At 73.4% G+C, this 12,362-nt stretch carries 11 protein-coding genes and 2 pseudogenes; 10 read left to right on the top strand and 3 right to left on the bottom strand.

Going from position 1 to position 12,362, the window contains the following annotated elements; genetic code table 11:
• The first annotated feature begins 38 nt into the window (after nt 1–38).
• Both IE312_RS00995 and IE312_RS00990 read left to right on the top strand, forming a co-directional pair.
• Nucleotides 39–335: a hypothetical protein gene (locus IE312_RS00995; RefSeq protein WP_189977351.1), complete on the top strand. Its 297-nt coding sequence runs from the start codon at nt 39–41 to the stop codon at nt 333–335.
• A gap of 143 nt (nt 336–478) precedes the next feature.
• Nucleotides 479–1,321, top strand: a complete 843-nt coding sequence (locus IE312_RS00990; RefSeq protein WP_189977349.1) for a hypothetical protein — start codon at nt 479–481, stop codon at nt 1,319–1,321.
• A gap of 145 nt (nt 1,322–1,466) precedes the next feature.
• Here the strand turns inward: IE312_RS00990 and IE312_RS00985 are convergent, their stop codons facing one another.
• Nucleotides 1,467–1,649 carry a tail-anchor membrane protein gene (locus tag IE312_RS00985; protein WP_189977347.1) on the bottom strand — a complete coding sequence of 61 codons (183 nt, stop codon included), beginning with the start codon at nt 1,647–1,649 and terminating at the stop codon, nt 1,467–1,469.
• 334 nt (nt 1,650–1,983) lie between these two features.
• Nucleotides 1,984–3,150: a xylose isomerase gene (xylA, locus tag IE312_RS00980; RefSeq protein ID WP_189977345.1), complete on the bottom strand. Its 1,167-nt coding sequence runs from the start codon at nt 3,148–3,150 to the stop codon at nt 1,984–1,986.
• A gap of 154 nt (nt 3,151–3,304) precedes the next feature.
• On the opposite strand from xylA, the gene xylB reads away from it, so the two are divergent.
• The 6 genes and pseudogenes from xylB (at nt 3,305) to exaC (ending at nt 10,454) form a co-directional block, all read left to right on the top strand.
• A complete protein-coding gene (xylB, locus tag IE312_RS00975; RefSeq protein WP_189977343.1) occupies nt 3,305–4,750 on the top strand; it encodes a xylulokinase in 1,446 nt (481 codons plus the stop codon).
• 51 nt (nt 4,751–4,801) lie between these two features.
• Nucleotides 4,802–6,010, top strand: coding sequence for an ROK family transcriptional regulator (locus IE312_RS00970; protein ID WP_189977341.1), 1,209 nt, complete (start codon nt 4,802–4,804; stop codon nt 6,008–6,010).
• A gap of 427 nt (nt 6,011–6,437) precedes the next feature.
• Nucleotides 6,438–6,785, top strand: a pseudogene (locus tag IE312_RS00965) (acetamidase/formamidase family protein); the annotation flags it as partial.
• Nucleotides 6,786–6,861: 76 nt separating this feature from the next.
• Entirely contained in the window at nt 6,862–7,467 is a 606-nt protein-coding gene (locus IE312_RS00960) for an N-acetylmuramoyl-L-alanine amidase (RefSeq protein ID WP_189977340.1), read from the top strand.
• A 102-nt stretch (nt 7,468–7,569) separates the two neighbouring features.
• Nucleotides 7,570–8,874, top strand: a complete 1,305-nt coding sequence (locus IE312_RS00955) for a GAF domain-containing protein (RefSeq protein WP_189977338.1) — start codon at nt 7,570–7,572, stop codon at nt 8,872–8,874.
• A 56-nt stretch (nt 8,875–8,930) separates the two neighbouring features.
• On the top strand, nt 8,931–10,454 hold the full coding sequence (exaC, locus tag IE312_RS00950) for an acetaldehyde dehydrogenase ExaC (RefSeq protein WP_189977330.1): 1,524 nt from the start codon (nt 8,931–8,933) through the stop codon (nt 10,452–10,454).
• 181 nt (nt 10,455–10,635) lie between these two features.
• On the opposite strand, the gene IE312_RS00945 is transcribed toward exaC, so the two are convergent.
• Nucleotides 10,636–10,986 (bottom strand): hypothetical protein, encoded by a 351-nt coding sequence (locus IE312_RS00945; protein WP_189977329.1) that lies wholly within the window; start codon nt 10,984–10,986, stop codon nt 10,636–10,638.
• Between the two features lie 927 nt (nt 10,987–11,913).
• Here IE312_RS00945 and IE312_RS00940 point away from each other — a divergent pair.
• Together IE312_RS00940 and IE312_RS38370 are read left to right on the top strand one after the other, a co-directional pair.
• Nucleotides 11,914–12,024, top strand: a complete 111-nt coding sequence (locus IE312_RS00940; RefSeq protein WP_184966700.1) for a keywimysin-related RiPP — start codon at nt 11,914–11,916, stop codon at nt 12,022–12,024.
• Between the two features lie 26 nt (nt 12,025–12,050).
• Nucleotides 12,051–12,362 (top strand): annotated as a pseudogene (locus IE312_RS38370) (lasso peptide isopeptide bond-forming cyclase); the annotation flags it as partial.

Raw genomic sequence — 12,362 nt, 5'->3', positions numbered from 1 at the left:
GGCTGTCGCGACGTCCGCCCGGGGAGAGGATGGTCTGTGTGTTCGACATGATCCGCAGGTACGCAGGCAGGTTCCGCACGTCCGCGCCCGCACGCCGGGAGAGCACTCGGGACAGGCGTCCGCACAACCTGTTCGAAGCGGCTGCCGTGTACGTGGCGGCCCGCGCGGAGGACGATCAGGACCGGGTCGAGGAGGCGGCGGGCTGGGTGTCGCCGGAGGCGCTGTCCTTCGGGGTGAGCGAGCTGGCCTGCCGGGCGGTGATCGCACTCGCCCGGCAGCGCGCCGAGTCCCCGGACGCCGTGGCCCGCGATCTTCTCGGACTGCCCGCGGCCTGAGCGGGACATCCCTCTCCAGTTGCGGCCCGTTTCGCCCCTGTCCAGGCGGAAACCTGCAGCTCCGCGTGGTGTGCGGAGCCGTGACAAGGGGCTTCCGCTCGCACTAGGGTGCGCGCCGATGGACGACCACTGGGGAGGCAGGGATGGCTGGGACGGACGATGAGGCCGTCGCCGCCGCGGACGATGCGCTCTACGTGCTGACGGCGGTGCTGCTGACGCCGGCGCAGTTCCCGAGCGTGCTGGGTGACGACTACCCGGAGGCGTGCGCGGCGCTGGACCTCGCGCCGCGTGCCGACGGGTACGGCCTGGTGCTGGGCCAGGACGGGGAGGGTGCCCGCTGGACGGTCGTCATCGACGACGTCTCGCTGGTGGCCGTGGCGATCGCCTCCTGGGACTGCGGCATGGAGTACGAGCTGTCGCCGGACGAGCGCGCGGTCGTGACCGCCCTGCCGGGGTGGCCCCTGGCCGTCGCCGTCGCGGCGCCCGGCGTGCCCGCTCCGCACGACCCCGCTCCCGCGGAGGCGGGCCGGCCGGCGCTCAGCCCGCCGGACACCGCCTCCTGGGGGCCCGCGCAGCGACGCCTGGGTGCGGACGAGATCGCTCTGCAGTGGGCCGCCTGGCGGGCGCAGATCGATGACGCCGACTTCCCCGCGCCCGGCGGGCAGCAGCCGAAGCCGGCGGGGGCCGCGCCGGAGGGCGAGGGTGCCGCGTCGGGCGGGCACGCCGGCGTCCGCCGGGTGCTGGCGGAGGCACGGGCCTATGTCGAGTCGCCGCCGCCGCTCGGGCGGGTGCGTTCCTCGTTCGCCCCGGGCGAGGCCAGGACGCTGCGGGCCGACGGCCCCGGCTGGTCGATCGTGGCCCGCACCGACGACATCGCGTTCGTCCTGCTCGACGAGGAGCCCGGTGAGGTGCTTCCGGTGGGCCGGGGCCCGGAGCTGCCGGGACTGCTGGAGGCGCTCGACAAGATGGCCGTACGCCCGCTGTGAGCCGAGGCGGCCGGACGACGCCTGCCGTGCCGTTCCGCGAGCCGGGCCATGAGCCGGGCCACGGGCGGCGGCGCTGACCGCGGCCGGGGCGGCCCGGCCGGACCGTGGCCGCTCGGCGAGCGCTCACCCGCCGCACACCGGTGCCTCAGCGGCCGAGCTCCTTGCGGGTCACCCGGCGCAGCCTGCGCCGCTGGGAGGGGTCCAGGGCCAGGTACGCGGCCAGCGGGACTCCCACGACGACCAGGAACGCCACCCACCAGGGCAGCCATATCAGCAGGATCAGCCCGACCGCCACGCCTCCTGCGGCGATCTTCGCGTTCATCGACATGAGCGTCGCCTCCTTCGCGGCCGCTGCCGCTCTCTGATCTGAGAACGGCCTCCCGCTCCCCGCGGTTCCGCGCCCCGCCCCTGAGACATCCCTGAGACCCGCCCCCTAGGAGTCCGTCCGCACAGCCGCCCCGGCCTCAGCGGCAGCCCCGGCAGCGGCCCCACCCCAGCCCCAGCAGCAGCCCGGCAGCGGCAGCGGCAGCGGCAGCGGTCATCGAGCGGAACCCGCCGGTTCGGGTGCCGCCGGTCTCGGGCCGGCAAGGGCGGGATCCAGCGGCAGCGGCAGCGGCAGCGGCAGCGGCAGCCGCAGCCGCTCGATCCCGGCCCTGGTCGGATCAGCCCCGTGCGCCCAGCAGGTGGTCCATGGCCAGCTGGTCCAGACGCTCGAAGGCCATCCCGCGCGCGGCGGCCGCCTCCACGTCGAAGTCCTCGAAGGCCGTACGGTCGGCGAGCAGGGCCTGCAGCCCGTCGCCCGCGGTGGGCCGGGCCAGCTCGTCGAGCCGCGACGCGCGCAGCGCCTCCTGCACCTCCGGGTCGGCGCGGAAGGCGGCCGCCCGCTCCTTGAGGATGAGGTAGTTGCGCATGCAGCCCGCCGCCGACGCCCACACGCCGTCGAGGTCCTCGGTCCGCGGCGGCTTGAAGTCGAAGTGGCGCGGCCCGTCGTAGCCGGCGCTCTCCAGGAGGTCGACGAGCCAGAAGGCGGCCCGCAGGTCGCCCGCGCCGAACCTCAGGTCCTGGTCGTACTTGATGCCGGACTGGCCGTTGAGGTCGATGTGGAAGAGCTTGCCCGCCCACAGGGCCTGTGCGATGCCGTGCGGGAAGTTCAGTCCGGCCATCTGCTCGTGGCCGACCTCCGGGTTGACGCCGTACAGCTCCGGCCGCTCCAGGCGCTCGATGAAGGCCAGCGCGTGTCCGACGGTGGGCAGCAGGATGTCGCCGCGCGGCTCGTTCGGCTTGGGTTCGATGGCGAACCGCAGGTCGTACCCCTGTGTGGTGACGTACTCGCCGAGGAGGTCGAAGGCCTCCTTCATCCGGTCCAGCGCGGCGCGTACGTCCTTCGCGGCGCCGGACTCGGCGCCCTCGCGGCCGCCCCAGGCGACGTACGTCTTCGCACCCAGTTCGGCCGCCAGGTCGATGTTGCGGATCGTCTTGCGCAGCGCGTAGCGGCGCACGTCCCGGTCGTTGGCGGTGAACGCGCCGTCCTTGAAGACGGGGTGCGTGAACAGGTTGGTGGTGGCCATCGGGACGGTCATGCCGGTGGCGTCCAGGGCCTGGCGGAACCGCTTGACGTGCGACTCGCGCTCGGTGTCCGAGGAGCCGAAGGGGATCAGGTCGTCGTCGTGGAAGGTCACTCCGTGGGCGCCGAGCTCCGCCAGGCGCCGCACCGTCTCGACCGGGTCGAGGGCGCGGCGGGTGGCGTCGCCGAAGGGGTCCCTTCCCTGCCAGCCGACGGTCCACAGGCCGAAGGTGAACCTGTCCTCGGGGGTGGGCTGGTAGTTCATGCCGCGGCTCCTTGCTGCGTACGACTATTCGTCATGGCGGTTTACAAATTAGTATGCCGACGCACCGCTGGGAAGAGACAAGATGTCTTCGACAGCAAGGTGTCTTCGACAGCCCACCGCAATTCCCGCGGAGCCGCGGAAGAGGGAGAGCCCGATGTCAGCAGTCGAGGGTCCGCTCGTCGTCGGGGTGGACACGTCCACCCAGTCCACGAAGGCGCTGGTCGTCGACGCGGCCACCGGACAGGTGGTGGCGAGCGGCCAGGCCCCGCACACCGTGACCTCCGGGGCCGGCCGGGAGAGCGATCCGCGTCAGTGGTGGGACGCGTTGTGCGCGGCGCTGCGCCAGTGCGGGGAGCCGGCGCACGAGGCGGCGGCGGTGTCGATCGGCGGTCAGCAGCACGGCCTGGTCATCCTGGACGAGCGGGGCGAGCCGGTGCGCCCGGCGCTGCTGTGGAACGACGTCCGCTCGGCACCGCAGGCCCGCCGCCTGGTGGAGGAGCTGGGCGGACCGAAGGCCTGGGCGGAGCGCACCGGCAGTGTCCCGGGGGCGTCGTTCACGGCCACCAAGTGGGCGTGGCTCGCCGAGCACGAGCCGGAGGCGGTCCGGGCCACGCGGGCGGTACGGCTGCCCCACGACTACCTCACCGAGCGCCTTACCGGGCAGGGCACGACCGACCGCGGCGACGCCTCGGGCACCGGCTGGTGGGCGTCGGGGACGGAGGCGTACGACGAGGAGACTCTCGCGCACATCGGCCTCGACCCGGCGCTGCTGCCCCGGGTGGTGCGGCCCGGCGAGGTGGCCGGCACCGTGCGGGACAGTCACGACCTGCCGTTCTCGAAGGGCACGCTGGTGGCCCCGGGTACCGGCGACAACGCGGCGGCGGCGCTGGGCCTCGGACTCAGGCCCGGCACCCCCGTGCTGAGCCTCGGCACCTCGGGCACGGTCTACGCCGTCTCCCGGCGCCGCCCCGCCGACCCCACCGGCACGGTGGCGGGCTTCGCCGACGCGCGCGGGGACTGGCTCCCACTGGCCTGCACCCTGAACTGCACCCTCGCGGTGGACCGTGTCGCGGCCCTGCTGGGCCTGGACCGGGAGGCCGTGGAGCCCGGCGGCTCGGTGACGCTGCTGCCCTACCTCGACGGCGAGCGCACCCCGAATCTGCCGCACGCCTCCGGACTGCTGCACGGGCTGCGCCACGACACCACCGCGGGCCAGCTGCTCCAGGCCGCGTACGACGGCGCCGTGCACGCGCTGCTGGGAGCGCTCGACCTGGTCCTCGACGAGGACACGGACCGCGGTACTCCGCTGCTCCTGATCGGCGGCGGCGCCCGGGGTACGGCCTGGCAGCAGACCGTGCGCCGGCTCTCCGGGCGGCCGGTCCGGATTCCCGAGGCCGGGGAACTGGTCGCCCTGGGCGCGGCGGCGCAGGCAGCCGGACTGCTGACCGGCGAGGACCCCGCGGCGGTGGCCCGGCGCTGGAACACGACCGCGGGCCCGGTCCTGGAGGCCGTGGAGCGGGACGGGTCCACGCTCGAACGGATCACCGAGGTACTCTCCGACGCGGCCCCGCTGCTGGAGCGGGAGACCCGCACCCAGTGACCGGGCCGCCCGCCCACCGCCGGGCGGCAGACACCGAGGATTGACGGAGGCATGACCGCACCGCTGCACGAGGAGCGCCCCCCGCGCGCCGGGCGCGTCCTGCCGGACACCCAGCAGGGCATGCGCCGGCGCAACCTCGCCCGGGTGATGCACGCCGTCAGCGCCGAGGTTTCGCTGTCCCGGGCGGCGGTCGCGTCCCGGATCGGGCTCACCCGGGCCGCGGTGTCGACGCTGGTGGACGACCTGATCCGCTGGGGACTGCTGGAGGAGCTGGGCCCCGAACGGCCGGGCAGGGTCGGCCGGCCCGGGTCCGCGCTGGCGGTGAGCGGCCGGGGGCCGGCCGGGATCGGGGCGGAGATCGGAGTCGACCACCTCGCGGTGTGCGTGGTGGACCTGCGCGGTGAGGTCCGCGCCCGGGCCGTACGGCACGGCGCCAACCGGGGCCGGGCCGCCGGGCCCGTGATCGAGGAACTGACGGTGCTGATCCGCCGGGTCGTCGCGGAGGCGCAGGAGGCGGAACTGTGGCCCGCCGGGCTCGCGGTCGCCGTGCCCGGACTGGTGGCCCGGGACGCACGGACGGTCGTACGCGCCCCGAACCTCGACTGGCACGACACCGACCTCGGCCGGCTCCTCCCCGGCGACTGGCCGCTGGCTGTGGACAACGAGGCCAACTTCGGCGCGCTGGCCGAGCTGTGGCTCGCTGCCGGCACTCCCGGTGACTTCCTGCACGTGTCCGCCGAGATCGGCATCGGCGCCGCGGTCGTCGTCGACGGACGGCTGCTGCGCGGGACCCGGGGATTCGCGGGCGAGCTGGGCCATGTGCCGGTACGGCCGGACGGTCCCCCCTGCCCCTGCGGCAGCCGGGGGTGCCTGGAGCAGTACGCCGGCGAGGAGGCGGTCCTGCGCGCGGCCGGACTGGAGCCGCGCGAGGATCTGGTGGGCCTGCTCGCGGAGCGCGCGGAGGCGGGCGACGAGGCCGTGCGGGCGGCTCTGCGGGACGCCGGTACGGCACTCGGCATCGCCCTGACCGGGGCGGTGAACCTGCTCGACCCGGAGACGGTGGTCCTGGGCGGCGCCCTGGCCGGCCTCTCCCCCTGGCTGCTGCCGTCCCTCCAGAGCGAGCTGACGGGCCGTACGGCGGGCCCGGCCTGCCGGGTGACGGTGTCCCCGCTGGGGTCCCAGGGCCCGCTGCTGGGCGCAGCGCACTCGGTCGTCCGGGCGGTGCTGGACGACCCGGCCGTGGTGGCGGAGCGCGCCTGACGCGGTTCGCCCGCCCCTCTCGTCCCGGGTCTCGCCCGTTCGGGTGACCGAGTTGTCCACAAGCCGCGACTCGTCCACGCAACCGCGGCAGGCCCTTCTGCGCAACCGGCCCGAGCCGTACCGTGAATTCACGCGAGCGCAGCGGACGGAGCGTCAGCAGCCGTCCGCTTCCCATGAGATGAGCCGACACGCGGGCGGCGGGTAGCAGCAGACCGACATGTACCGGGGGGGACTGATGAACGGGGAGTCGAGCGGGGCACCGCGGCACGACACCAGCGGATCACGCGAGGTGCCGGCCCCGGACAGCACGGTGCCGGCACGGGCCGCCGCCGCGGGGACCGCGTCCGTCCCGCCCGGGTCCGTCCCGCCCGGGACCGTTCCGCCGGGGTCCGTCCCGCCCGGGACCGTTCCGGCCGGGGGCGTCATCGCGAGGAACACGGTGGTGGTCGTGGACCTCCTCAAGGACGTCGCCACACGCTGGCCCCGGCCGGAGTCGGATCCGCACATCATCCCGACCGGCCCGGCCCGCCCGTTGGAGGACGCGTTCCGGATATCCCAGCTCGACCCGGTGCGGTGGCTGGTGCGCGACCACGGGTTCAGTGGGCTGGACGCGTACCGGTTCGCGCCCCGGGCCGTCGAATCACCGCAGGCCGGCGTGTGCGACACGAACTGCACGTGCGTGGCCGAGCTCCACAGGCAGTGACCGCCCGCGCGGGAGACGTACCGAAGTGTGCACGCGCGGCTGCGGGAGACCGCGCGTGCCCCGCGCGGCTGACGTCCTCCCCCTCACCTCTGACTCTCGTACGGCCTTCCGAAGACATCCCGAAAGGCATCCTGAAAGGCATCAGGCCATGGACATGCACCGAGCCGAACCGTGGCTCAGCCGGCGACGGCTGCTGAAGGGCGCGGCGCTCGCCGCCGTCCCCTACGCTCTGCTCCCCGACTCGCGCGCCGGAGCGCAGACCGGGTTCGTCGACTACCCGCCGGCCGAGTGGCGCCCGGCCAGCGGCTCCAACTACACGGTGGCCGGCCGGCCCGGCGACTACACCATCGACCGGGTGATCATTCACGTGACTCAGGAGACGTACACCGACACACTGGCGATCTTCGGCGATCCGGCGAAGAAGGTCTCCGCGCACTATGTGGTCCGCTCGGCGGACGGGCATGTCGCGCAGTGCGTGCACGAGGCCGACATCGCCTGGCACGCGGGCAACTGGACGTACAACACGCGCAGCATCGGAATCGAGCACGAGGGCTGGGTGGACCAACCCGGCTACTTCACCAACGCCCTCTACGAGGAGTCGGCGAAGCTGACGGCGGCGGTCTGCGCCGCGTACGGCATCCCGCGCGACCGGGAGCACATCATCGGCCACTACCAGGTCCCCGGCACCGGCCACACCGACCCGGGACCGTACTGGGACTGGGTGCGCTACATCAGACTGGTCAACTTCGCCTAGCCGGGGCCGGACAGCCGTCGCACCGGTTGTCCGGGCGGACACCCGGGGTGACGATGGTCCCAGCACCGTTGGAGCGCCGTTCCGCCGTCCGGGGAGGCCGAGTTGACCGATCCGTGGGTTGCCCTGGAGCCGGGGGCCGACCCCGCCGAGCGTGTCCGGGCCCTGCGCCGGGCGCACGAGACGTTCACACAGGCCGGGACGGTACCGCGTCCGGTGCGGTCGGTGGTGGCGGAGTCGTGGCGGCGCAGCGCGCGGGCCGGTGTCGGGCCGGACGGTGCCGCCGGTGTGGAGCTGACCGACGGTGACCTCCTCGCCTACCGCGCGGAGCATCCCCTGGCCCGGGTCATGCCGCTGTTCCGGGAGCTGGTGGGGACGTTCGCGGCCGACGGCGAGCATCTGCTGGCGGTGTGCGACGCGCACGGCAGGCTGCTGTGGGTGGAGGGGCACGCGGCGACCCGGCGTCGCGCGGACCGGATGAACTTCGTGCCCGGGGCCCGCTGGTCCGAGTGCGCGGTCGGCACGAACGCACCGGGCACCGCGGTCGCCGTCGACCGGCCCGTGCAGGTGTTCGCCGCCGAGCACTTCATACGGCGGGTGCAGCGGTGGACGTGCGCCGCCGCCCCGGTGCACGACCCCCGCACCGGACGGGTCCTCGGGGCCGTGGACATCACCGGCGGGGACGGACTCGCCCATCCGCACAGCCTCGGCTTCGTGCGGGCGGTGGCGCGGGCCGCCGAGGCGCAGCTCGCCCTGCTCGCCCCGCCCCCCGCCGAGGCCGGGCCCCTGCTGAGCGCGCTGGGCCGGGACGAGGCGGAACTGTCCGTGGAGGGCCGGCGGATCAGGCTCAGCCGCAGGCACAGCGAGATCCTCGTGCTGCTCTCCCGGCATCCCGAGGGCCTGAGCGGAGAGGAGCTGCTGTGCGCCCTGTACGCGGGGGATTCGGTGGCACCGGTGACGTTGCGGGCCGAACTCGTCCGGCTGCGCGGGCTGCTGGGTGCGGGGCTGCTCGCCTCACGGCCGTACCGGCTGGCGGCCGGCGTGGAGTCGGACGCCGCCGTGGTCGAGCGCCGGTTGAAGACGGGCGCGCTCACCGCGGCGGCGGGGGCGTACACCGGGCCACTGCTGCCCGGCTCGCAGGCCCCGGCGATCGTCCGGCTGCGAGAGCGGCTCGCGGACGCGCTGCGCACGGCACTGATCGCGCAGCGGGACCCCGACCTGCTGGCGGACTGGGCGCACACGCCGTGGGGCGAGGACGACCTGGAGGTGTGGCGGGCGCTCGCCGGGGTGCGCCCGGCGGCCCCGGTCCGCGCCAGGCTGGCCGCGCTGGAGGCCGAGCTGGCGGTACCGGCCGGCCGGGCACCGGCGCGGACCTGCGGTGCAACGCAGGTGCAACGTCCGCTTGCCTAGCCTCGCGCCGAGAGCTGCCCGACGGCGGGCAGCACCGCATCGGGAGGCACACCAGCATGACGCGTTACGCGGCGCCGGGCACCGAAGGCGCGATCGTCTCCTACGAGGCACGCTACGACCACTACATCGGCGGCGCCTATGTGCCGCCGGTGCTCGGGCGGTACTTCGAGAACCCGTCCCCGGTGGACGGGCAGCCGTTCACGGAGATAGCGCGCGGTACCGCGGAGGACGTCGAGCGGGCGCTGGACGCGGCACACCGGGCGGCACCCGGGTGGGGCCGTACGCCGGTGGCGGAGCGTTCCGACGTCCTGCTGAAGATCGCCGACCGGATGGAGGCGTACCTGGAGCCGCTGGCGGTGGCCGAGAGCTGGGAGAATGGCAAGCCGGTGCGGGAGACGCTGGCGGCCGACATCCCGCTCGCGATCGACCACTTCCGGTACTTCGCGGGGGCGATCCGGACGCAGGAGGGTTCGCTGGGCGAGGTGGACGACGACACGGTGGCCTACCACTTCCACGAGCCGCTCGGGGTCGTCGCACAGATCATCCCGTGGAACTTCCCCCTCCTGATGGCCGCCTGGAAGCTGGCGCCGGCGCTGGCGGCGGGGAACGCGGTGGTGCTGAAGCCGGCCGAGCAGACCCCGGCCTCGATCCACTACTGGCTGAGCCTGGTCGCGGACCTGCTGCCGCCGGGCGTGCTGAACGTCGTCAACGGCTTCGGTGTGGAGGCGGGCAAGCCGCTGGCGTCGAGTCCGCGGGTGGCGAAGGTGGCGTTCACCGGGGAGACCGCGACCGGGCGGCTGATCATGCAGTACGCCGCGGAGAACATCAAGCCGGTCACCCTGGAGCTGGGCGGGAAGTCGCCGAACATCTTCTTCGACGACGTGTGGGCGCATGACGACGACTTCCGCGACAAGGCGCTCGAAGGCTTCACCATGTTCGCGCTCAACCAGGGCGAGGTGTGCACGTGCCCGTCCCGGGCGCTGGTCCAGCGCGGTCACTACGCCGAGTTCCTGGAGGCGGCCGTGGAACGCACGCGGCGCATCCAGCCGGGACATCCGCTGGACACCGACACCATGATCGGCGCCCAGGCCTCCCACGACCAGCTGGAGAAGATCCTCTCCTACCTGGACATCGGCCGGCAGGAGGGCGCCAGGATCCTCACCGGCGGTGAACGCATCGAGTACGACGGCGAGTTAAAGGGCGGCTATTACGTCCAGCCGACCATCTTCGAGGGTGACAACCGCATGCGGGTCTTCCAGGAGGAGATCTTCGGGCCGGTCGTCTCGGTGGCCTCCTTCGGCGACTTCGACGACGCGGTCGAGATCGCCAACGACACGCCCTACGGACTGGGCGCGGGCGTGTGGACCCGGGACATCAACACCGCCTACCGCGCGGGCCGCGCGATCCAGGCCGGCCGGGTGTGGACGAACTGCTACCACGCCTATCCCGCGCACGCGGCGTTCGGCGGCTACAAGCAGTCCGGGATCGGCCGAGAGACCCACAAGATGATGCTGGAGCACTACCAGCAGACCAAGAACGTCCTGGTGTCCTACAGCCCGAAGAAACTCGGGTTCTTCTAGAAGCCGTAGAAGAACCCGAGCCGGTCACCTGGAGAGTCGGTCGCACTCCAGGCGATCTCTGCCCGGGCGACAGCGCTGCGCCGGTGGCCACCAGGTTCGGCGAGCGCGCCTGCGGCTCCGCGGCACGGTCACCGTTGCCGCGGTCCGCCTCTGGCTCAGGACGGGATCGGACGGCCGGGATTCAGAGCCACCGCCGTGCCGCCTCGACGCTGTCCCCGCCACTGGTGTTGAAGGCAATCGCGGCCTGGGGCGCATGGCGCCGGATCAGGTTCACGACCTGTTCGAAGAGCGGAAGCAGCAGCTCGGTCTTGCGCATCCCGCCGCCGACGACCACGACATCCCACAGCTGCTTGGTCAACGATGCCACGAGGGCGGACTCGGCCGATTCGTCGAACGTGATCAGCACCATGGCCGCGTCGATGCCGTGCTCACCGAATCGGGCCAGCTCCGCATCGAGCGCCGCGCGAAGTGCCTCTCCGTCGACGCCAGGTATCGCTTGCGGGTCGTAACCGACAACCAGTGCAGAAGACATGCCGCAAACCTACCGAGCCCCACCCGGACATGACCCGCTGGACAGGACCGAGGGGCCGGCGTCCGGCGGAGTCACCCCAAGGGGCTCGGCGAGCTTCTCGACGCGGCGCGTGCTCACGGCGCCTCGCTCCTGTCTCCCGGGGCCGGCGCACACGAAGGCCTGTCGCGGGCCACGGTCAACCGTGACCGTGACGTACCGGGCATCAGGACCGGAAGGGCTCACCGTCCGCTGAATCGGGCGGATTGCCCACACTTGCGGCGCGTATGCTCGCAGTTACAGGGGCCAGGACGTTTTCGGCCCCGACCACCCCACCTCGTTCTCCATCCGGGGCAGTCTGGCCACATGGCGTGGCGAGTGCGGCGACACGCGTGGCGCCCTGGCAGAACTGCGTAGCGTCGCCGGCGAACAGGTCGCCGAAGTCGGACGATGCCCCGGAGCCTTCCGGCCGGACGGCCCCGCGGACCCTCCCGGGCGTGCGGCTGGTGCTGGGGCGGCCACCGGCCTGGCCATGGTGGCCCGGGAGCGCCGGGGGGTACCGCAAGGGGATGCAGTGCGCCCCGGCGCCGCCCGTTCGGGGCGCCGTCGGGAGCGGCCTGCGAGGTGCGGGTGAGGTGCGGGGAGCGACCGGTCGAGACGCACGTCGAAACGTTCATTCCGGCGCGCGTGCGTCCGGCTCGCACGGTCATGCCTCGGCGTGGGACATCCCGATGGGAGGGGGTGCGTACGGCCGGGAAATCGGAGTTTGCATATCGTACGAACTTTGTGGGGGCCCTTGCCGTGATCTCACGCTCTGCAGCTAGCTAGTGCTGCGTCCGCTTCCCGGCCCGGGCTCCCGACGAGCCCTGGGCCGACCGGCAGCACACGGGCCAGTTCCCTGGGCCGCCGGTCAGGGAGGCCGGGCGGAACCCGGCACGTGAGGAGTTGGTCATGAAGAAGGCTTACGAGGCACCGACGCTCGTCCGGCTCGGCAGCTTCCGGAAGGAGACGGGGCTCCTTCAGCGCTCCGGCAACGACCGGCTGATCCTGAGCAAGAACTGACGACGCACGGTCCTTGACCCGACGTCATGACTGAACCGCACACAGGTGCGGGGACGGGCCCCGGCGACGCGCACTTCGCGGTCTTCACGGACCGAGCGGACGCGGCCGCCGTGGCCCGGTCCTTCACCCACTCCGGAGGCCGGACGCTCACGCACGCCTCGGGGCGGCCGTGGCTGGTCGGTCACTGGCACGACGAAGAGATCGTCACGGCGTGCGTCGGCAGCGCCTCCCTCGCCGCCGTGGGCTGCTGCCCGGTCGACGCCGGCGAACTACGGCGCCGGACCGCACGGTTGCGTGATCTCGCGGAGCTCGACGCACTGGCCCGCACCCTTCCCGGC

The organism is Streptomyces capoamus (assembly GCF_014654935.1).
Lineage (GTDB): Bacteria > Actinomycetota > Actinomycetes > Streptomycetales > Streptomycetaceae > Streptomyces > Streptomyces capoamus.
Note: the sequence above shows the minus strand (reverse complement) of the source record. Positions and strands in the feature narration are given on the sequence as shown.